The sequence below is a fragment of the Promicromonospora sp. NPDC057488 genome (genome assembly GCF_042802395.1).
Taxonomy (GTDB): Bacteria; Actinomycetota; Actinomycetes; order Actinomycetales; family Cellulomonadaceae; genus Promicromonospora.
On record NZ_JBHVEG010000114.1, the window covers coordinates 1 to 20,058 of the forward strand.

General features: G+C 74.3%; 14 protein-coding genes. 8 read left to right on the plus strand and 6 right to left on the minus strand.

What is annotated here, in order from left to right; translation table 11 throughout:
- Positions 1–153: 153 nt before the first annotated feature.
- From hutH to hutI, 5 genes are all read left to right on the plus strand, one after another.
- Entirely contained in the window at positions 154–1,890 is a 1,737-nt protein-coding gene (gene hutH / locus ACFU5G_RS20430; protein ID WP_377248919.1) for a histidine ammonia-lyase, read from the plus strand.
- Between the two features lie 34 nt (positions 1,891–1,924).
- Complete coding sequence (locus ACFU5G_RS20435; RefSeq protein ID WP_377248922.1) at positions 1,925–3,601, plus strand: urocanate hydratase; 1,677 nt, start codon at positions 1,925–1,927, stop codon at positions 3,599–3,601.
- Entirely contained in the window at positions 3,598–5,103 is a 1,506-nt protein-coding gene (locus ACFU5G_RS20440) for an allantoate amidohydrolase (protein ID WP_377248925.1), read from the plus strand. Before ACFU5G_RS20435 ends, ACFU5G_RS20440 begins: the two co-directional genes overlap by 4 nt.
- A 100-nt stretch (positions 5,104–5,203) precedes the next feature.
- Positions 5,204–6,712, plus strand: a complete 1,509-nt coding sequence (locus tag ACFU5G_RS20445; RefSeq protein ID WP_377248928.1) for a formimidoylglutamate deiminase — start codon at positions 5,204–5,206, stop codon at positions 6,710–6,712.
- The gene (gene hutI / locus ACFU5G_RS20450; protein WP_377248931.1) at positions 6,709–7,965 is read left to right on the plus strand and encodes an imidazolonepropionase; all 1,257 of its coding nucleotides are present in this window, start codon (positions 6,709–6,711) and stop codon (positions 7,963–7,965) included. Before ACFU5G_RS20445 ends, hutI begins: the two co-directional genes overlap by 4 nt.
- A 500-nt stretch (positions 7,966–8,465) precedes the next feature.
- Here the strand turns inward: hutI and ACFU5G_RS20455 are convergent, their stop codons facing one another.
- From ACFU5G_RS20455 to ACFU5G_RS20470, 4 genes are all read right to left on the minus strand, one after another.
- Complete coding sequence (locus ACFU5G_RS20455) at positions 8,466–10,325, minus strand: beta-galactosidase family protein (RefSeq protein WP_377248934.1); 1,860 nt, start codon at positions 10,323–10,325, stop codon at positions 8,466–8,468.
- 118 nt (positions 10,326–10,443) lie between these two features.
- Positions 10,444–11,787 (minus strand): ABC transporter substrate-binding protein, encoded by a 1,344-nt coding sequence (locus ACFU5G_RS20460; protein ID WP_377248937.1) that lies wholly within the window; start codon positions 11,785–11,787, stop codon positions 10,444–10,446.
- Between the two features lie 74 nt (positions 11,788–11,861).
- Positions 11,862–12,788: a carbohydrate ABC transporter permease gene (locus ACFU5G_RS20465; RefSeq protein WP_377248940.1), complete on the minus strand. Its 927-nt coding sequence runs from the start codon at positions 12,786–12,788 to the stop codon at positions 11,862–11,864.
- Positions 12,789–12,791: 3 nt separating this feature from the next.
- Entirely contained in the window at positions 12,792–13,661 is an 870-nt protein-coding gene (locus ACFU5G_RS20470; RefSeq protein ID WP_377248955.1) for a carbohydrate ABC transporter permease, read from the minus strand.
- Between the two features lie 178 nt (positions 13,662–13,839).
- On the opposite strand from ACFU5G_RS20470, the gene ACFU5G_RS20475 reads away from it, so the two are divergent.
- Positions 13,840–14,889: a LacI family DNA-binding transcriptional regulator gene (locus ACFU5G_RS20475; protein WP_377248958.1), complete on the plus strand. Its 1,050-nt coding sequence runs from the start codon at positions 13,840–13,842 to the stop codon at positions 14,887–14,889.
- Positions 14,890–15,162: 273 nt separating this feature from the next.
- Positions 15,163–15,954, plus strand: coding sequence for a phosphatase PAP2 family protein (locus ACFU5G_RS20480; RefSeq protein WP_377248943.1), 792 nt, complete (start codon positions 15,163–15,165; stop codon positions 15,952–15,954).
- A 12-nt stretch (positions 15,955–15,966) separates the two neighbouring features.
- Here the strand turns inward: ACFU5G_RS20480 and ACFU5G_RS20485 are convergent, their stop codons facing one another.
- Together ACFU5G_RS20485 and ACFU5G_RS20490 are read right to left on the minus strand one after the other, a co-directional pair.
- Positions 15,967–17,565 (minus strand): glycerol-3-phosphate dehydrogenase/oxidase, encoded by a 1,599-nt coding sequence (locus ACFU5G_RS20485; RefSeq protein ID WP_377248946.1) that lies wholly within the window; start codon positions 17,563–17,565, stop codon positions 15,967–15,969.
- Positions 17,566–17,581: 16 nt separating this feature from the next.
- A complete protein-coding gene (locus tag ACFU5G_RS20490; RefSeq protein ID WP_377248949.1) occupies positions 17,582–18,214 on the minus strand; it encodes a TetR/AcrR family transcriptional regulator in 633 nt (210 codons plus the stop codon).
- A 172-nt stretch (positions 18,215–18,386) separates the two neighbouring features.
- Between ACFU5G_RS20490 and ACFU5G_RS20495 the strand changes: the two genes are divergently transcribed.
- Positions 18,387–19,994, plus strand: a complete 1,608-nt coding sequence (locus ACFU5G_RS20495; RefSeq protein WP_377248952.1) for an FAD-binding oxidoreductase — start codon at positions 18,387–18,389, stop codon at positions 19,992–19,994.
- The last annotated feature ends 64 nt before the right edge of the window (positions 19,995–20,058 follow it).

The window sequence follows — 20,058 nt, forward strand, 5'->3', positions numbered from 1 at the left end:
CTACCTGACCTTCTACCGACCACCCCGAATTGCCGACCCGCCCCACCCCGCATCGCGCACCCAGGACCTGGCTCGGGGCAGATGTCTCGTATCCCAGACTCTATCGCCGGTTCCGGCCGCGCCACGGGGCTCGCGGCGGGGTTCTATGAGCGCATGAGCACCCTGCACGACGCGGCGACGACGCCCGCCGCCGGCGCGGCCGGCACCGCGCTGCCCCAGGACCAGCAGCCCCAGGACCAGCACCAGGACCGGCAGAACAGCGACCTGCCCGGGCACGTCGTCCTCGACGGAACCCCGCTCACTGTCGAGCAGGTCGTGGCCGTCGCCCGGTACGGCGCGCCGGTCGAGATCCACGAGAGCGCGCTGGCCCGCATGGAGCGGACCCGCGCCGTCATCGAGGACCTCGCCCACGACACCGTGCCCCACTACGGCGTCTCCACCGGCTTCGGGGCGCTCGCCCGCCGGCACATCCCCACCGAGATGCGCGCCCAGCTCCAGCTCAGCCTCGTGCGCTCACACGCGGCCGGCTCCGGGCCGCACGTCGAGACCGAGGTCGTGCGCGCGCTGCAGCTCCTGCGGCTCGCGACCCTGGTCACCGGGCACACGGGCGCCCGCCCGGTCACGGCGCAGACCTACGCGGGCATGCTGAATGCGGGCATCACGCCCGTCGTGCACGAGTACGGGTCGCTCGGCTGTTCCGGCGACCTCGCGCCGCTCGCGCACGTGGCGCTCGCCGCCATGGGGGAGGGCCAGGTGCGGGTCGTCCGCACAGGGGTCTCGACAGGCCCGGGGGTCTCGACAGGCTCGACCAGCGGGGCCGGCTCGACCGTCGACGCCGGCGCCCTCGTCGACGCCGCCCAGGCCCTCGCCGACGCCGGGATCGAGCCGCTCGTCCTCGCCGAGAAGGAGGGCCTGGCCCTCATCAACGGTACCGACGGCATGCTCGGCATGCTCTGCCTCGCGATCCACGACCTGCGCCGCCTGCTCACCACGGCCGACGTCGCCGCCGCCCTGTCCGTCGAGGCCCTCCTCGGCTCGGACGCGCCGTTCGCCGAGGACCTCGTGGGCATGCGGCCGCACCCGGGCCAGGCGGCGTCGGCGGCGAACCTGCGCCGCCTCCTGGCGGGTTCGCCCCTGATGGCGAGCCACCGCGAGCTGGACGACGCCGGAAACCCCGCGTGCACCCGCGTGCAGGACGCCTACTCGCTGCGCTGCGCGCCGCAGGTGCACGGCGCCGTCCGCGACACGCTGGACCACGCCGCGACGGTCGCGGGCCGGGAGCTGGCGTCCGCGATCGACAACCCCGTCGTCACTACGGACGGGCGTGTCGAGTCGAACGGCAACTTCCACGGGGCGCCCGTCGCCTACGTGCTCGACTTCCTCGCCATCGCGGCCGCCGACCTGGCCAGCATGAGCGAGCGGCGCACCGACCGGTTCCTCGACGTCGCGCGCTCGGAGGGGCTGCCCGCGTTCCTGGCGGCCGACCCCGGCGTCGACTCCGGGCACATGATCGCCCAGTACACGGCCGCCGGGATCGTCTCCGAGATGAAGCGGCTGGCCGCGCCGGCGAGCGTGGACTCGATCCCGAGCTCCGCCATGCAGGAGGACCACGTCTCCATGGGCTGGTCCGGCGCCCGCAAGCTCCGCCGTTCCGTGGACGGGCTCGGCCGCGTGCTCGCCATCGAGGTGCTGACGGCCACGCGCGCCCTGGACCTGCGGGAAGAGGCACCGGCCGCGGGTACGGGCGCGGTGCACGACGTCGTCCGCGCCGTCGTGCCCGGCCCCGGACCCGACCGCTACCTGGCCCCGGAGATCGAGCACGTCGTAGGGCTCGTGACCGGCGGGCAGGTCGTGGCGGCCGCCGCGGGCGCCGTCGGACAGCTCCACTGAACCTGCCTGCCGAACCGAGCCGAAGGAGACCGAAGTGAACCAGCCGTACGACCGGGGGACCCCCGTCGCCGTCCGCGCCCCGCGCGGCACCACCCTGACCGCCCGGAGCTGGCAGACCGAGGCGCCGCTGCGCATGCTCATGAACAACCTCGACCCCGAGGTGGCCGAGCGGCCCGACGACCTGGTGGTCTACGGCGGCACGGGCCGTGCGGCGCGCGACTGGCCGAGCTACCACGCGATCGTCCGCTCGCTGACGGACCTGCGCGAGGACGAGACGCTGATGGTGCAGTCGGGCCGCCCGGTGGGCGTGCTGCGGACGCACGAGTGGGCGCCGCGCGTGCTGATCGCCAACTCCAACCTGGTGGGCGACTGGGCGACCTGGCCCGAGTTCCGGCGCCTGGAACAGCTCGGCCTGACGATGTACGGGCAGATGACGGCCGGTTCCTGGATCTACATCGGCACCCAGGGGATCCTGCAGGGCACCTACGAGACGTTCGCGGCCGTGGCCGCCAAGCGGTTCGGCGGGACGCTCGCGGGCACGCTCACCCTGACCGGCGGCTGCGGCGGCATGGGCGGCGCCCAGCCCCTGGCCGTCACGCTCAACGGCGGCGTCTGCCTCGTGGTCGACGTCGACCCGGCCCGCCTGCACCGGCGCGTCGAGACGCGCTACCTCGACGTCGTCGCGGGCTCCGTGGACGAGGGCGTGGAGCTTGCCCTGGCCGCCAGGCGCGACCGGCGGGCGCTGTCCGTGGGTGTGGTCGGCAACTCCGCCGACGTCGTGCCGGAGCTGCTGCGCCGCGGCGTCGAGGTCGACGTCGTCACGGACCAGACCTCGGCGCACGACCCGCTGTCGTACCTGCCTTCGGGGGTGGCGCTGGAGGACTGGGCCGAGCTCGCCGCGAAGGACCCCGAGGGGTTCACCGACCGGGCACGGGAGTCGATGGCCCGCCACGTCGAGGCCATGGTCGGCTTCCAGGACGCCGGCGCCGAGGTCTTCGACTACGGCAACTCGATCCGCGACGAGGCCCGCCAGGGCGGGTACGGGCGGGCGTTCGACTTCCCGGGGTTCGTACCCGCGTACATCCGGCCGCTGTTCGCCGAGGGCAAGGGGCCGTTCCGCTGGGCGGCGCTCTCCGGGGATCCGAAGGACATCGCGGTGACCGACCAGGCCGTGCTCGACCTCTTCCCCGACAACGACCACCTGGGCCGCTGGATCCGCGCGGCCCAGGACCGCGTCGCCTTCCAGGGGCTGCCCGCCCGCATCTGCTGGCTCGGGCACGGGGAGCGCGACGTCGCCGGGCTGCGGTTCAACGAGCTCGTCGCGTCGGGGGAGATCTCGGCCCCGCTCGCGATCGGGCGCGACCACCTCGACTCCGGGTCGGTCGCGTCGCCGTACCGGGAGACCGAGTCGATGGCCGACGGCTCCGACGCGATCGCGGACTGGCCGCTGCTGAACGCCCTGATGAACACCGCGTCGGGCGCCACGTGGGTGTCGCTGCACCACGGCGGCGGCGTCGGCATGGGGCGGTCGATCCACGCCGGGCAGGTGTCCGTGGCGGACGGGACGCCGCTCGCGGCCGAGAAGCTCGGCCGGGTGCTCGCGAACGACCCGGCCACGGGCGTGCTGCGGCACGTGGACGCCGGGTACGACGACGCCGCCGCGGCGGCGGAGCGCGGCGGGCTGCGGGTGCCGATGCGGGAGGGGGCGTGACGGGTGCGACCGACGTCGGCGCCCTGCTCGACGCGATCGCCGACGTCGGACGGGCGGCGTCCGGCGGGTACGAGCGGTTCGCCTGGACCGCGCACGACCTGACCCTGCGCGAGTGGTTCGCCGCTGAGGCCGCCGCGCGCGGGCTCGACGTCGTGCTCGACCGCGCGGGGAACCAGTGGGCGTGGTGGGGCGACCCGGACGCCGACGGGCCCGGCGTCGTCACGGGCAGCCACCTCGACTCGGTGCCGGGCGGCGGCGCCTTCGACGGCCCGCTCGGCGTGGCCGGCGCGTTCGCGGCGCTCGACGCGCTGCGGGCGTCCGGCGTCGTGCCCGTGCGGCCGCTGGGGATCGTGAACTTCTCCGACGAGGAGGGGGCGCGGTTCGGGCTGGCGTGCCTCGGGTCGCGGGCCGTGACCGGGACGGTTCCGGCCGACCGGCTGCTCGCGCTGCGGGACGGCGCGGGCGACAGCCTGGCGGAGGTGCTGGGGGCGGTGTCGGGAGCGGCCTTCCGGGGCGTTCCGCTCGAGCACTACGGCCGGGACCCCGAGACGCTGGCGCGGATCGGCGTCTTCGTCGAGCTCCACGTGGAACAGGGCCGCTACCTCGCCGACCTGCCCGACGACGAGGCGGCGCCGGTCGCCGTGGGCGCCGCGATCTGGCCGCACGGCCGCTGGCGCGTCGACCTCACGGGCGAGGCCAACCACGCCGGCACCACACCGCTGGCCCACCGGCACGACCCGATGCTCGACCTCGCGCGGCTGATCACCGACGTCCGCGCCGCCGCCGAGCACGCCGGGGCGCTCGCGACCCTGGCCAAGGTGCAGGTCGAGCCCAACGGCGTCAACGCGATCCCGTCGCGCGTCCGGGCCTGGATCGACGCCCGCGCCGAAACGGAACACGCCGTCCGTTCCGTGATCGGCGCGCCGAGCGGCGGTCGGCTGGGCGGTGGTCAGCTGAGCGGCGGGCCGTCGAGCGTAGGGGTCGTCGGCGCATCGGGGCTCAGAGACCGACCGGGCCTACGTTCGACGCCGGAGCTGGCCGGCGGCCTGAGCGGCGGGCCGGCGGGCGGCGGCGGGCTCGGCGGGTGGCGGCCCGTCGAGGAGTCGTGGACGCCCGCGACCGTGTTCGACCCGGCGCTCGCGGCCCGGCTCGCCGACGTCGTCGGGCGGCCCGGCTCCGGCCTGCCCGCCCCCGTGATCGGCACGGGCGCCGGGCACGACGCCGGCATCCTCGCCGCGGCCGGCGTCCCCACGGCGATGCTGTTCGTGCGCAACCCGACCGGGGTGTCCCACTCGCCGGCCGAGTACGCCGACCCGGCCGACTGCGACGCCGGCGTCCGCGCCCTGACCGCCGTCCTCGCCGACCTGCTGACGGCCCCGGACCTGGAGGGGCCCTCGGCATGCCTTGAGACGGCCCCGACGTCACCGACACAGGGCCCGACATACCCGGCGCAGGCCCCAACCGACCCGTCCCGAAACTCGACCCGCCACGATCCCCTTTGAGGCCTAAGTTTCTCCACTTTGAGCCACGTCAAAGCGGAGAAACTTGGGCCTCAAAGGGGTCAGCGAACAGCCACGGAACACGGAACGCGAGAGGAGAACCATGAGCGGCTTCTGGTGCGATCGGGCCTGGCTGCCCGGACCCGGCGGACCCGCCGGACCCGGCAGACCCGCCGGACCCGCCGGATCCGCCGGACCCGGCACACCCGGCTGGCCGCCAGCCCCCGGCCACCTCGTCGAGTCCGTCCGGGTCGAGACCGACGGCGGCCGCATCGTCGCCATCGAGCAAGGCGTCCCGGCGTCGGACGGCGACGTCCTGCTGCGCGGCGTCGTCCTCCCCGGGCTCGCCGACGCGCACTCGCACGCCTTCCACCGCGCGCTGCGCGGGCGCACCCACGCCGACGGCGGATCGTTCTGGACCTGGCGCCAGGGCATGTACGCGCTGGCAGCGGCCCTGACGCCGGACCTCTACGAGCGGCTGGCCCGCGCCGTCTACGCGGAGCTGGCGCTCGGCGGCACCACCGCCGTCGGCGAGTTCCACTACGTGCACCACCGCCCCGACGGCACCCCGTATCCCGCGGCGCAGGGCGGCCCCAACGCCATGGCCGAGGCCCTCCGCTCCGCCGCCCGCGACGCCGGTGTGCACCTCACGCTGCTCGACACCTGCTACCTGCACGGCGGACTCGGCCCGGACGGACACCTGCCGCTCGCTCCCGAGCAGGCCCGGTTCGGCGACGGCACGGCCGAGGCGTGGGCCCGCCGCGTCGACGCGCTCCACACCGCCTGGGCCGACGACGACCGCGTGCTCGTCGGCGCCGCCGCCCACTCGGTGCGCGCCGTCGCGCCGGACGAGCTCGCCGCCGTCGCCCGCTGGGCCCGGAAGGCCGATGCACCCCTGCACGTGCACCTGTCCGAGCAGCCGGGCGAGAATGCGGCGGCGCTCGCGGCCTTCGGCGTCACCCCGACGCGCCTGCTGCACGACGCCGGCGCGCTCGGCCCCGGCACGACCGCCGTGCACGCCGTGCACCTGACCGACGACGACGTCGCGCTGCTCGGCACCTCGGGCACGGGCGTCTGCCTCTGCCCGACGACGGAGCGCGACCTCGCCGACGGCATCGCCCCCGGGCTCCGGCTGGCGCGCGCGGGGAGCCCGCTGTCGGTCGGCACGGACCAGCACGTGACCGCCGACGTGCTCGCTGAGGCCCGCGGTGTCGAGGAGCACGAGCGGCTCGCGACCGGCGGGCGCGGCGCGTTCGACCCGGCGGCCCTGGTCGACGTCGCGACGTCGACCGGGCACGCCGCGCTCGGCCGGCCCGGCGCCGGGCGCATCGCCGTGGGCGCGCCCGCGGACCTCGTCGCCGTGCGGACCGACACGGTGCGCACCGCCGGGGCCGACCCCGCGCAGGTCGTGCTGGTGGCGGGCGCAGCGGACGTGTCCGACGTCGTCGCGGGCGGCGAGCTCGTGGTGCGCGCCGGCGTGCACCGGGCCGGCGACGTCGCGCGCTTGCTCGCCGAGGCGATCGACGAGATCTGGGCCGCCGTCGAGCGGGACACCGCGCCGGACATCGAGCGGCGCCCGACGCACGACATCACCAGGGAGAGCGACGCATGAGCGTGTTGCTGACGAACATCGGCGAGCTGGTCACCAACGACCCGGACCACGGCGGGACGGGACCGGGCGGTGCCCCGGCCCGGACCGGCTCGGCGCCCGACGGGATCGGCCTCGTCCCCGACGCCGCCGTCGTCGTCGAGGACGGGCGCATCGCCTGGACGGGCCCGGCGGCGTCGGCCCCCGCTGCGGACGACGTCGTCGACCTCGCGGGGCGCTGCGTGCTCCCCGGGTTCGTCGACTCCCACTCGCACACCGTGTTCGCGGGCGACCGCTCGGCCGAGTTCGCGGCGCGCATGACGGGGCAGCCGTACACCGGCGGCGGCATCGCGACCACGGTCGCCGCGACCCGCGCCGCGAGCGAGGACGCCCTGCGGGCGCGCGGCACCGCGCTGGTGCGCGAGATGCTCGCGCAGGGCACCACGACCGTCGAGATCAAGAGCGGCTACGGCCAGGACGTCGCGACCGAGGCCCGCACGCTGCGGATAGCCCGCGAGCTCACCCCGGAGACGACGTACCTCGGCGCGCACACCGTCCCGGCCGAGTACGCCGACGACCGCGCCGGGTACGTCGGCCTCGTGACCGGGCCGATGCTCGCGGCCTGCGCGCCGCACGCCCGGTGGGTCGACGTGTTCTGCGAGCCCGCCGCGCCCACCGCCTTCGACGAGGACGAGGCCCGCGCTGTCCTGCGCGCCGGGATGCGCGCCGGGCTGAGCGCACGCGTGCACGGCAACCAGCTCTCGGCGGGCCCGGGGGTGCGGCTCGCGCTCGAGGTCGGGGCGGCGAGCGTGGACCACTGCACCCACCTGTCCGACGCCGACGTCGACGCCCTGGCCGGCTCGTGGACCACGAGCGGGTCGTGGGCCGACGACCGTCGGTCCGGCACCGTCGCGACCCTGCTGCCCGCCGTCGAGTTCTCGACCCGTTCGCCGTACCCCGACGCCCGCCGGCTGCTCGCCGCGGGCGTGCCCGTCGCGCTCGCCACGGACTGCAACCCGGGCTCCGGCTACTCGTCGTCGATGCCGTTCGTGGTCGCGCTCGCGGTGCGCGAGATGCGGATGAGCCCGGCCCAGGCCCTCTGGTCGGCGACGGCGGGCGGCGCCCTGGCGCTCCGCCGGGACGACGTCGGGCACCTGGCGGTCGGCGCCCGCGCCGACCTGACCGTGCTCGACGCCCCGAGCCACACCTACCTCGCCTACCGCCCGGGCGTCCCGCTGGTGCACGAGGTCTGGCGGAACGGCACCCGCGCCGTCTGACGCCGCTCCGCGAGAGCGCCCGAGGGCGAACGTAGGGTTGCTCGGCCCAAGAGGCCCTCTTGGAGCGAGCAACCCTACGCTCGGCGCGACGCGACGGGCGGCGACGGGCCGACGTCGGCGTCGGTGTCGGTTGCGTGGCGGCCGGGACCGGGACTGCACCTTCCGCCGGGGCGCCTCGGCGCCGACCAGCGAATGTGCCCCAACGCGAACGTAGGCTTGCTCGGCTCAAGACGGCTCTTGGGCCGAGCAACCCTACGTTCGGCTCAAGAGGCCTCTTGGAGCGAGTAACCCTACGTTCGACGCCGAGCGCCCGGACCGCTCACGGGCGCTGCCCTTTGAGGCCTAAGTTTCTTCGCTTTCGGGCGACCCATAGCGGAGAAACTTAGGCCTCGAAGGAGAGCGGCCCGGTGACCGACGACGCCAGCCGATGACGCCTGCCACCGACCCCGACGCTGGCCACGGCCACGGCCACGGCCACCGACACCGCCGCCCCCCGACGCCTACTGTTCCGTGATGCCCAGGTCCGGGCGCGTCACGAAGCTGGCCCGGCCCGCGGCCGCGCCGTGGAGCTCCAGGAGCACCAGCTCGTTGCCGGACTCGCGCACGAGCGGGCCCGGCACGTACAGCGTGTGCGTGGGGCCGAGGCTCCAGTAGCGGCCCAGCAGCTCGCCGTTGACCCAGGCCAGGCCCTTGGTCCAGCCGTCGAGCCGCAGGAAGTGGTCGGCCCCGTCCACGGAGTCGAACGTGCCCCGGAACAGTCCGGCGCCGACCGGCCCCGGCACCCCGCCGTCCGGCACCGAGGGCAGCGCACGCCCCGGCGCGTCGAGCGCCGCGCGCAGCAGCTCCGGCGCGTCCTCGACGCGCAGCGCCGCCGCCTCCCAGTCGTCGATCGTGCGCACCGCGGTGCGCACCGGCCCGATCAGGCCCTTGGGCTCGCCGATCCGCTTGCCGTAGTTCACCCGGCCCTGGTCCTCCACCAGGAGTGTGAGGTCACCCGCGCGGGCCGGCAGCGCGACGGCGAAGGTGTGCGAGCCGCGGTCGAGCACGCCCACCTGCTCGTCGTCGACCAGCACGACGGCGCGGTCGCGCACCTCGCTCAGGGTCAGCACCAGGTCGTCGGGCCGGATCCGGGTGCGGTAGACGGCGAAGCCGGACCACAGCCGCAGGTCGTCGGTGGTGGGCGTCGCCGTGAAGACCTGCAGGTCCTCGCGCAGCAGGCTCGGCAGCGCGTGGGCCAGCGGCACCTGCGCGGTCAGGTCGACCTCCAGCACCGGCGCCCCAGCCCCAGCCTCAGCCCCAGAACCAGCCTCAGCCCCAGCCCCAGCAACAGCCCCAGAACCAGCAGACCCGTCGAGCTCCGGCACCGGCAGGTGCCGCGCGATCACCTCGCGCATCGCGCGGTACTTGGCCGTCGGCGTGCCGTCCTCGGCCAGCGGCGCGTCGTAGTCGTACGACGTCGCGATGGGCCGGTAGATGCCCTTGTCGTTCGCGCCGCTGGTCAGCCCGAAGTTGGTGCCGCCGTGGAACATGTACAGGTTCACGGACCCGCCGGCCGCGAGCAGGTCGTCCAGGTCGGCGGCGTTCGCCTCGGCCGGCGCGATGTGGTGCTCCAGGCCCCACGAGTCGAACCAGCCGTTCCAGAACTCCATGCACATGAGCGGACCCGTGGCCTGGTGCCGCCGCAGGATCTCCAGCCGCTCCGTGCTGCGCGAGCCGAACGTCGCCGTCTTGTGCAGCTCGGGCAGGCCACCGCGGGCCAGCATCTCGTCGTCGGCCTGGTCGCAGGTGAACAGGGGCACGTCGATGCCCTGCTCGCGGGTCAGGTCGACGAGCGCGCGCAGGTACTGCTGCCGCTCGGGCAGCGGGTCGTCGCCGTAGGCGCCGTACTCGTTCTCCACCTGGACCATGAGCACGGGCCCGCCGCGTGTCACCTGACGCTCGGCCACCAGGGGCAGCAGGTTCGCGAAGTACGTGCCGATCGCCGCGAGGAACCGCGGCTCGTGCCGGCGCACGCCCACCTCGGGGTCGGCGAACAGCCAGCCGGGCAGCCCGCCGCCGTCCCACTCGGCGCAGATGTAGGGCCCCGGCCGCACGATCGCGTACAGGCCCTCGGCCGCCACCAGGTCGAGGAACCGCGCGAGGTCGCGCCGCCCGGTCAGGTCGAACACGTTGGGGTCGGGCGCGTGGAAGTTCCACGGCACGTACGTCTCGATGGTGTTCAGGCCCATGAGCCGGGCCTTGCGGATCCGGTCGGCCCACTGGTCGGGGTGCACGCGGAAGTAGTGCAGCGCGCCGCTGACGACCTGCATCGGGCGGCCGTCGAGCTCGAAGTCCTCGGGGCCGATGTCGAACGTGGGCATGTGTGCGTCCTCAGGGGGGTGCGGTCTGCGGGTTCTAGGGGTGGGGTGTCGGGGCGGGGCAAGAGGACGACGGCGGGGGAAGGCCCCCCGCCGTCGTCCCTGGTCGATCAGCCGCGGCTCACTCGCCGACGGTGAAGCCCTGCTCGTTGCCGTACTTCACGATCGAGTCCTGCCAGGCGGCGAGGCCGTCCGACAGCGAGGTCGAGCCCGTGTAGGCCTGGCCGACGGTGTCGGGGAACACGCTGTTCGCGTAGACCTGGTACGGCAGGTACTGCCAGCCGGTGACCACGCCGGTGGCCGACGCCGAGAGCACCTCGTTGATCTTCTGGCCGCCGAAGTACTCGGACTCCTCGGCGAGGAACTTCTCGTCGTTCAGGTCGGCGAGCGTCGCCGGGAAGTTGCCGCCCTCGAGACGCGTGGCGACGCCGTCGCCGGCGTTCGCGTACTCCAGGAAGCCGTAGGCCAGGGCCTTCTTGGTGCTGGCCTCGGTCACGGACAGCGCGGAGCCGCCGTTCTCGGCGGTCTCGTTCGAGCCCTCGGTCCACTGCGGCATGGGGGCCACGCGCCAGTCGCCCGACGCCGGGGCGGCGCCCGACTCCAGGTTCGCGGGCATCCAGGCGCCGGTCACCAGCGCGGCGATCTCACCGCTGCCCAGGCCCTGGAACCACTCGTCCGACCAGGCGGGGACGTCGGCGACGAGGTCGTCGTCCAGGAGCTGCTGCCACATGTCGGCGAACTTGGCCGAGCCCTCGTCGGCGAGGTTCACGGTCACGTCGGTGCCGCTCACCTCGAACGGGTGGCCGCCGGCCTGCCAGATCATCGAGGTCGCGAACCCGGCGTCGCCGTTGTCCGCGGTGATGTAGGTGTTCTTGTCGAACGCGTGGATCTTCTCGGCGGCGGTGACGAACTCGTCCCAGGTGGCGGGCACCTCGACGCCGGCGTCCTCGAAGGTCTTCGCGTTGTAGAACAGCGCCATCGGGCCGGAGTCCATGGGCAGGCCGTACACGGCGTCGCCGTCGGTCACGGCGCCCCACGGGCCGGGGGAGTAGGTGCCGTCGAGCTCGCTCGCGCCCAGCGGCGCGAGGTCGGCGAGCGACCCGCCGATGGAGAACTGCGGCAGGGCGTAGTACTCCATCTGCGCGACGTCGGGCACACCCGAGCCGGCGCTGATGGCGTTCTGCAGCGCCACGTAGTGGTCGTTGCCCGTACCGACGTTCGCCAGCTCGACGTTCACGTTCGGGTACTCGGCCTCGAAGTCCTCGACGACCTTGTCCAGCGTGGGCTCCCAGGCCCAGACCAGCAGGTCGCCGCCCTCCTCGAGCGCGGCCGAGATGTCCTCGGGGGACACGGTCTCCGCGGCGGTGTCGCCGCCGTCGGACCCGGACCCGCACGCGGTCAGGGCGAGCGCCAGGGCGCCGGCCGCGGCGAACGCGCCGACCGCGCGGTGGTGGCGGATGGTCATGGTGGTTCCTCTCACTTCATCGTCAAGCGGATCTGTCTGGGGGAAAGTCTCTGGGCGGCGGGCGCCCGGCCGTGTCACTCCTTGACGCTGCCGGCGGCCAGACCCGACTGCCAGTAGCGCTGCAGCAGCAGGAAGGCCACGATCAGCGGCAGGATCGTCAGGAGCGAGCCGGCGATCACGAGGTTGAAGATGGCCTCGCCGCCCGCGGTGGTGGCCTGGGCGTTCCACGCGTTCAGGCCCAGCGTCAGCGGGTACCAGGAGGGGTCGCGCAGCATGATCAGCGGCAGGAAGTAGTTGTTCCACGTGGCGACCACGGTGAACAGCAGCACCGTCACGATGCCGGGCGCCATCATCGGCAGGCACACCTGGAAGAACGTGCGGGCCTCGCTCGCGCCGTCGAGGCGGGCGGCCTCCATGATCTCGTCCGGCACGGCGTCGGCCGCGAACGTCCACATGAGGTAGAGCCCGAACGGCGAGATGAGCGACGGGATGATCACCGACCAGGGCGTGTTCGTCAGGCCCATGTTCGCGAACATGAGGAACGTGGGCACGGCCAGCGCGGTACCTGGCACGGCCACGGCGCCGATGACGACGGCGAACACGGCGCGCTTGCCCGGGAAGTCGAACTTGGCCAGGCCGTAGCCGCCGAGCAGCGCCAGCATGGTGGCGCCGCCCGCGCCGAGCACGACGTACATCAGCGTGTTGAGGAACCAGCGCCCGAAGACGCCGCCGTCGTAGGTCAGGACGCCGACGATGTTGTCCCACAGCGCGAAGTCGCCGCTGAACCACAGGCCGAACGAGCTGAACAGGTCGGGCTGCGTCTTGGTCGCGTTGATCAGCAGCCAGACGAGCGGGATCAGCGCGTAGATACCGATCAGGGCCGTCAGGACCGTGAGCAGGATGCTGCGCGTGGGCCGGGCGTGCGAGCTGCGGCGGTTCCGCAGGCGGGGCGGAGCCTTCTTGGGGCGCACGGTGGGCGCGGTCATCAGGACGTTGCTCATGGCTCAGGCCTCCTTGCGCATGCCGCGCAGCTGCACCACGTAGGCCACGATCATCGTGAGCACGCCCATGACGATCGCCACCGTGGCCGAGTAGTTGTACTGCTGGCCCGAGAAGGACAGCGAGTAGGCGTACAGGTTCGGCGTGTAGTGGGTCGAGATGTAGTTGGGGGACAGCGGCTGCAGGATGCTGGGCTCGTTGAAGAGCTGGAACGAGCCGATGATCGAGAAGATGGTCGCCACGACGAGCGCGCCGCGGATCGCGGGCAGCTTGATGGCCGTGATCACCCGCCACGAGCCGGCGCCGTCGATCTCCGCCGCCTCGTACAGCGAGGTGGGCACCACGCGGAGCGCGGAGTAGAAGATCAGCATGTTGTAGCCGACGAACTCCCAGGTCACGATGTTGCCGATCGCGGGGAGCACCAGGGCCGAGGACAGCGGGTCCGGGATGCTGGTGCCGAACAGGTCGTTGAAGTTGCCGACCAGCCCGAACCGCTCGCCGTACATGAAGCCCCACATCAGCGCGGCCACGACGCCGGGCACGGCGTAGGGCAGGAAGATCGCGAGGCGGAAGAAGTCGCGCCCGTACAGGCGGCCGCTGTCGATCGCGAGGGCGACCAGCAGCGAGATGCCGAGCATCACCGGCACCTGGACCAGCAGGAACAGGCCGACGCGGGCGGTGCCGTCCCAGAACTGCGGGTCCGCGAGCACGCGGGCGTAGTTGTCGAGGCCGACGAACGTCGTACCGCCCACGAGCTGCGTCTGGAACAGGCTCAGCCAGAGGGAGTAGGCGATCGGCGCGAGGAACACGAGGGCGAAGACGGCCATGAACGGGCCGACGAAGCCCCATCCGGTCCAGCGGGTGCGGAGCCGCATCCGTCCCGCGGTCTTGGGCACGGCCGGAGGCGATGCGAGCGTGGTCAAGTGGGGTCGCTCCTTCACGAGTGGGGTCAGCATGGTCGTCGTGTTGACGTCAACATGGTGACGCGGACTAGGGTGCTCGTGAGTCACCGAGGTGTCAAGCGGACCCCGGGGCGAGACGCATCACGAGGAGGTGGGTGTCGTGGAGGGCAGAGGTCCGTCCCTGGTCGACGTCGCCGTGCTGGCGGGGGTCTCCACGCAGACCGTGTCCCGCGTGTCGATGGGCCTGGACAACGTGCGGCCGGCGACGCGCGACCGGGTCCTGGCTGCGATGGCGCAGCTCGGCTACGCGCCGAACACGGCGGCGCGCGCGCTGCGCTACGGGAGCTTCCGGACCATCGGCATGATCGCCCACGGGCTGGCGCGCACCGGTGAGTCGCGCACCATCGAGGCCGTCACCGAGGCCGCGCGTGACGAGGGTTACACCGTCACGCTGATCGACGTCGAGAACCCGTCGTCCGACGTGGTGTCCGCCGCGGCGACCCGGCTGTCCCACCAGGCCATCGACGGGCTGGTGATCGTCCGGGCCGAGACCGTCACGCCCGACACGCTCGCGCTGCCCTCCCGGCTGCCCGTGGTGGTCTCCGACTCGCGGTTCGTGGGGCACCACCCCGCCGTCGGCGCCGACCAGGTCGACGGCGCCCGCCGCGCCACCCAGCACCTCCTGGACCTGGGGCACCGCACGGTGCACCACGTGCGGGGCCCGGCCGGGTCGGCGCCCGCGCAGCTGCGCGAGGAGTCGTGGCGCGCCACGCTCCAAGCGGCCGGCCGCCCCGTGCCCGACGTCGTGCCGGGGGACTGGACGGCGGCCTCCGGCTACGAAGCCGGACGCCGGATGGCCCACGACCCCGAGGTCACGGCCGTGTTCTGCGCCAACGACGAGATGGCCGCCGGGGTGCTCCGCGCCCTGCACGAGGCCGGCCGCGCGGTGCCCGGCGACGTGTCGGTGGTCGGGTTCGACGACATCCTGCTGGCCGAGTACCTCTGGCCGCCGCTGACCACCGTTGTGCAGGACTTCGGCCAGATCGGCCGCCGCCTGGTGGCCCGCCTGCTCAGCGAGGTGCGGGCGGGGGGTGCCGGTGCCGGCACCGCCGTCGACCCGGACGACGACGAGGGCGACCTGCACGAGGTGGTGCCGGTGGAGCTCAAGGTGCGTCAGAGCACGGCCCCGCCGCGGGGGTGAACTCTCCGGCGGGCGGGGTGAACTCTCCGGCGCGGCGGGTGAACGTGGAGGTGACCCTGCGCACGTCCGGGAGGTGACCGCGCGGGCCGCCGGGACCGGTCCTGACCGCCCGCGCCGAGGGGCTACGGGCGCCTGGCCTGGGCGACCGGTTCAGGTTGACGCGGTACCGTCGCTCCTGGGCCGGTGCGACCGTGCCGGGCCAGCCACCGGCAGCGTCTCCCGGACACAATTCTGGTACCGAACATTCACCCTGAAACCCGTAGGATCGGCTCGATGGCGCAATCAGAGGGCAGGGGTGGTACCCGAGTGGAGTCACAATCGACAGGGGCTCTGCTCGACCCGGCGACCCGTCCGACCTGGCGCAGCTCCGTGGTCGCGGCCGTCATCGCCCTGCTGGTCTTCGGCGTCTGCATCTGGCAGGTCGTGGTCCGCGGGCCCTTCATCGCCTGGGACTGGCAGTTCCACTACTACGTGGACTCCCACCACCCCGTCGGCTGGGAGAAGGCCTTCCTCGACATCGTCGCGAGCGTCACGGGCGAGCGCATGTTCACCATCCCGATGGTGGGCGGCACCGCCCTGTACGTGGCCCGTAAGCAGGGCGGACCCGGCTCGCTCTGGAACCTGCTCACGCGCCGTCCGGTGCTCGCCGTGCTGGCCGGCCTCGCGACCATCGCGCTGATCGGCTACAGCACCAAGTTCGGCCTGGGCCGCACCGGCCCGCACCACAACATGGACGTGCTGCACGCCGGCGGCCAGGCGTTCCCGTCGGGCCATGCCGCCAACACGTTCTTCACCGGCTTCTTCATCCTGTGCCTGCTGTTCACCCAGAACGGGCTGTTCCCGAGCGTGTCCCGGCTGCGCAAGATGATCCCCGTGGTCGCGGTGATCGTGATGATCGCGGGCGCCCTGATGTCCTGGCTGGACTACCACTGGCTCAGCGACATCCCCGGCGGCTGGCTGCTCGGGTTCATCGCCTGCATGGTGGCGCTCTCGGTGCTGCGCGCGCCGCGCCGCGAACGAGAACCCGCGCCGGCGCCCGCCTCCTCGCCCGCGTCCTCGGACTAGGGTCCGCGCGGCTCAGCCGCGCGCGAGAGCCGCGCCGACCAGCTCCGCCACGACGTCGTGCACGGCGGCCCGGTCCGCCGGGACCAGGCCGATGCGGGTGCGGCGGTCCAGCACGTCGTCGGCGTCGAGCGCGCCCTCGTGCGTCACCGCCCACTCCACCTCGGCGCGCGTGACGTCCAGGTGCTCCGTGCCCGCGATCCCGTGGCCGACGGCGGCGGTGGCGCCCGGCAGGGTCGCCGCGGCCAGCACCTGCGCGGCCTCGGCGCCGTAGCGAGCGATGAGGGAGGGCGGGGTCTCGACAGGCGCGACCGGCGGCCGGGGCGCGACCGGCAACCGGGGGGCGACCAGCGGTCTCGCGCCGACCAGCGGCAGGTCCGCCGTCCAGCACGGTCCCGCGGTGAGGCCGGCGTGCTTGACGGCCAGGTCGACGGCGTCCTCGGCCATGGCACGGTAGGTCGTCAGCTTGCCGCCCAGCACGTTCACCGCGCCCGTGGCGGGCGAGACCTCAACGAGGTGCCGGCGCGAGACGTCGGACGAGGTGCCCGCGCCGTCGCCCGGGCCGGACAGGTCGATCAGGGGTCGCAGCCCCGCGAAGGCGCCCACGAGGTCGTCGGGCAGGAGCGGGCGGTCCAGCACGCGGGAGACCGTGGCGAGCAGGAACTCGATCTCGGCGCGCGTGGGCTCCGGCACGTCGGGCACGGGGCCGGGCGCCTCCTCGTCGGTGAGGCCGATGATCACCCGGCCGAGCTGGGCCGGCAGCGCGAACACGAAGCGCGAGGCGGACCCGGGCACCGGCACCATGAGCGCGCCCGCCGGGTCGCCCAGCCGGGCGGCGGGGACGACGACGTGGGTGCCGCGGCTGGGGCGCAGCCGCACCGACGGGTCCACCGTGCCGGCCCACACCCCGGTCGCGTTCACGACGACGCGGGCGTGCACGGTCAGGCCCGCACCGGTCAGCGTGTCCTGGAGCGTGGCGCCGTCGGCCCGCAGGTCGGTGACCCGGACGCGGGTCAGGATCTTGGCGCCGCGCCCCGCGGCGGTGCGGGCGAGTGCGACCACGAGCCGCGCGTCATCGACGAGCTGGCCGTCGTGCGCCACCCACGCGCCGTGCAGGTGCTCGCGGGCGACCGCGGGCACGAGCCGCGCGGCCTCGCCCGGGCGCGCGAGCCGTGGCGCGGGCAGCACCTCGGACGACGTCCCGGCGTCGCGCCGCAGCAGGTCGCCCAGCCCGAACCCGATGCCCGCCGTGATGCCCTGCCGGGGCGCGACGCCGCTGGTGAGCGGCAGCACCTGGGGCAGCGCCCGGACCAGGTGCGGCGCGGTGCGCGTCATGAGCACGTGCCGTTCGCGCGCGCTCTCGCGGGCCACGCCGACGTCGCCCGTGGCCAGGTACCGCAGGCCGCCGTGCGCCAGCTTGGAGCTCCACCGGGAGGTGCCCCACGCCAGGTCGTGCGCCTCCACGAGCGCGACGGACAGGCCGCGCGCCGCGGCGTCCAGCGCCACGCCGGCACCGGTCACCCCGCCCCCGACGACGAGCAGGTCCACCGGCTCGGCGGCGAGCTCGTCGAGCTCGCGCGCGCGGCGCCGGGCGGTGAGGGCGGTGCGGTGCATCGGTCCTGCTTCCGGGTCAGGGGCGGAGGTAGCCGTCGAGGGCGTGGGCGAGCTCGGTCCGCAGGGCGGAGTCGCCGATCACGGTGGTCACGGTGCGGTGCGACAGCACCACCGACTGGGACACCAGCAGCACCATGACCGCCAGGTCCGTGGGGGACCCGGCCCGGACCGTGCCGCCCGGCTGGGCCGCGGCGATCGCGGCGGCGAGCCACTCCAGGATCACGCGCTGCGAGCGGCCGATCCGCTCGAAGGCGTACCGCGTGAACACCTCGGGCTCCTCGGTCAGCAGGTGCCCGAAGACCGGGTCGGCCCGCAGCAGCTCGCCGAACCGGACCACCTTGTCGACGATCGTGGCCCGGTCGGCGGCCTGCGGGCCCACGGTGGTGATCGCGACCTGGGCGCGGTGCATCAGCAGGGCGCGCAGCACGTCGTCGGCGGACTCCCAGCGGCGGTAGACCGTGGGCCGTGAGACGCCGGCGGCCCGGGCCAGCTCCGTGACCGACAGGCCACGCGTGCCGCGGGTCGCCACCAGCCGGGACGCGGCCTCCAGGAGGCGCGCCTCGGTGCGGTCGGGGGCGTCGTCGGGGGTGGCGCCCAGCGCATCCGGGGCGGGCGAGACTGCATCCGGGCCTGCATTACGAATTGTCATCTTGTGTAACACTGTAACGCGGCGCCGCACGGAGGCCAACGCCGGCCCCCGCCGACCGCTACCTGGCGACTGGAAGACCGGGCGACTGGAAGACCGGGCGACCGGCCGACCACGAGGCGACCCGACGACCTGATCCGACGACCCGACCCGACGACCCCGACCCGGAGGACGCGTGAGCACCCAGCCCGAGAACGAGCGCATCGACATGCGGTGGGACGGCTGGGGCGACCCGGCCCGCGCCCACGGGCTGCCCGGCGGCGTGAAGCTCCTGCTCACGGCCGTGCTCGGCCGCCCGCCCGCGCCGCCGCCAGGACCGGAGCTCGCCGACGTCACGATCAGCACCCCGCCCCTGCCGGCCGACGACCTGGCGGCGCTCGCCGCCGCCGTCGGCCCGGAGCACGTGGACGCCGGGCACGACGCGCGGCTGCTGCACGCGGGCGGCAAGTCGACGCCGGACCTGCTGCGGCGCAGGCAGTCCGAGCAGGCGGCGCCGGGCGCCGTCGTCCGGCCCGGTTCGGAGGACGACGTCGCCGCGGTGCTCGCGCTCGCGGCCGAGCGCGGGCTCGCGGTCGTGCCGTTCGGCGGCGGCACCGCCGTGACCGGCGGCCTGGCCCCCGACCCCGGTGCGCACCGCGGCGTCGTCAGCCTCGACCTGCGGCGGCTCACGGGGCTGGTCGCGCTGGACGACGTCTCCCACGAGGCCACCTTCCACGCCGGGACGACGGCGCCCGCCGCCGAGGCCGCGCTGGCCGCGCGCGGGTTCGAGCTCGGCCACTTCCCGCAGAGCTTCGAGTTCGCCACGCTCGGCGGGTTCGCGGCCATGCGCTCCTCCGGGCAGAACTCCGCGGGCCACGGGCGGTTCGACGCCATGGTCACGGGCCTGCGGGTGGTCACCCCCACGGGCACGCTCGACCTGGGCCGGGCGCCCGGCTCGGCGGCCGGGCCCGACCTGCTGCGCTGGTTCCTCGGCTCGGAGGGCAGGTTCGGCGTCATCACGCAGGTGCGGCTGCGCGTGCACCCCACGCCGGAGGCCCGGCTCATGGACGCGTGGACGTTCCGCGACTTCGCCGCCGGCGCGGAGGGCCTGCGCCGCGTGGCGCAGCTCGGCACCGGCCCCACGGTGATCCGCCTGTCCGACGAGGAGGAGACGGCGGTCTCGCTGGCCCAGGTCGGCAACATCGGGAAAGCACTGACCCGGGGCTGCTCCGCCGTCGTCCTGCACGAGGGGCCCGCCGACCTGGCCGCCGCGCGCCGCGAGGCCACCACGCGCGTGCTGCGCGAGGCGGGTGGACGCCCCGCCGCCGGCAAGCTCGCCGAGTCCTGGGACCACGGCCGGTTCAAGGCGCCCTACCTGCGCGACGCCCTGCTCGGCGCGGGCGTGTTCTGCGAGACGCTGGAGACCGCCACGACCTGGTCGAACCTGGCCGCGCTGAAGGCCGCGGTCACCGCGGCGCTCGCCGACGGGTTCGACCGCGAGCACGCGAAGAACCGCGTCCTGTGCCACATCTCGCACGTCTACCCCACGGGGGCGTCGCTCTACTTCACCGTGATCGCGGGGCTCGGCACCAACCCGCTGGAGCCCTGGGAGCGGGTCAAGGCCGGGGTGAACGACGCGATCATGGCGGCGGGCGGCACCATCAGCCACCACCACGGCGTCGGCGCGGACCACGCGCCCTGGCTGGAGCAGGAGATCGGCGCGACGGGCCTGCGCCTGCTCCGCGCGGTGCGGGCCGAGCTGGACCCCGCCGGGATCATGAACCCCGGCGCGCTGCTCGCATGAGCAGGCGCCCGCTCGGGCCCGCGCTCGTGTCAGACCTACAGGTCACCAGGGTGACCTGTAGGTC